General features: G+C 69.5%; 1 protein-coding gene. It reads right to left on the reverse strand.

The annotated features are described in order from the left end of the window. On the reverse strand, window positions 1–1,287 hold a 1,287-nt coding region (locus ACZ55U_RS39085), incomplete at both ends, for a non-ribosomal peptide synthetase (protein ID WP_465534412.1).

Consider the following 1,287-nt stretch of genomic DNA (forward strand, 5'->3'; position numbering starts at 1 on the left):
GTGGTGTCGTGGCCGGCGGCGCGCAGGGCGCCGACGAGTCGGACGGCGCGGATGGAGTCGCCGCCGAGGTCGAAGAAGCTGTCCTCGATGCTGATTTGGGGTAGGCCGAGGACGTCGGACCAGATGGCGGCGAGACGTTCCTCGGTGGGGGTGCGGGGGGCGATGTACCGGCTGGTGGCGAAGGCGTCGGCGTCGGGTGCGGGCAGTGCGCGGTGGTTGAGCTTGCCGTTGGGAGTGAGGGGGATGTGGTCGATGGCCATGTAGGCGGCGGGGACCATGTAGTCCGGCAGGTTCGCGGCCAGGTGCTCGCGCAGGACGGCGGCGTCGAGCGGGGTGTCGGCGACGACGTAGGCGACCAGCGACTTGCCCTCGCCCTTTGTCTCGCGGGCGGTGACGACGGTGTCGTGGACGGTGGGGTGTTCGCGCAGGCGGGCTTCGATCTCGCCGAGTTCGATGCGGTAGCCGCGGACCTTGACCTGGGTGTCGATGCGGCCGAGGAAGTCGAGGGTGCCGTCGGCGAGGCGCCGGGCCTGGTCCCCGCTGCGGTAGAGGCGCGAGCCCGCCGGGCCGAACGGGTCCGGGATGAAGCGTTCGGCGGTGAGGGCGGGGCGGTTGAGGTATCCGCGGGCGACGGCGGGGCCGCCCACGTGGATCTCACCGGGAACACCCACCGGTACCAGCCGGCCCTCCGCGTCCAGCAGGTGCATGGCGGTGTCGGCCAGCGGCACGCCTACGGGGTTGCGGTCGGAACGGCCGAAGTCGCTCTCCGAGACCTGGTGGAACGTCGAGTGCACAGTCGTCTCGGTGATGCCGTACATGTTGACCAGGGCCGGGAGGTCACAGCCGAGGCGGTCGGTCCACGGTCGCAACTCGCTGAGTTCCAGACGCTCGCCAGCGAAGATCACCGCACGCAGGTCGAGCTCGTCGATCCGCGGATCGCCCTCACCGGCCAGGGCCGACAGTGAACGGAAGGCCGACGGTGTCTGGCACAGGATCGTGGCCCGGGATGCGACCAGGAGGTCCAGGAACTCGTTCGGGGAACGCGTCACGTCCGCCGGGATCACGACGAGTCGACCGCCGTGGAGCAGTGCTCCCCACATCTCCCACACCGACACGTCGAACGCGTACGAGTGGAACAGCGGCCAGATGTCGGCCTCACCGAACTCGTAGTGCTGCTGAGCACTGGCGAAGAGCCGTAGGACGTTGGTGTGGGTGAGGGTGACGCCCTTGGGCTTGCCGGTGGAGCCGGAGGTGTAGATGACGTAGACGAGGTTGTCGGGGTGGGTG

It is taken from the genome of Kitasatospora sp. NPDC034533 (assembly GCF_055575155.1).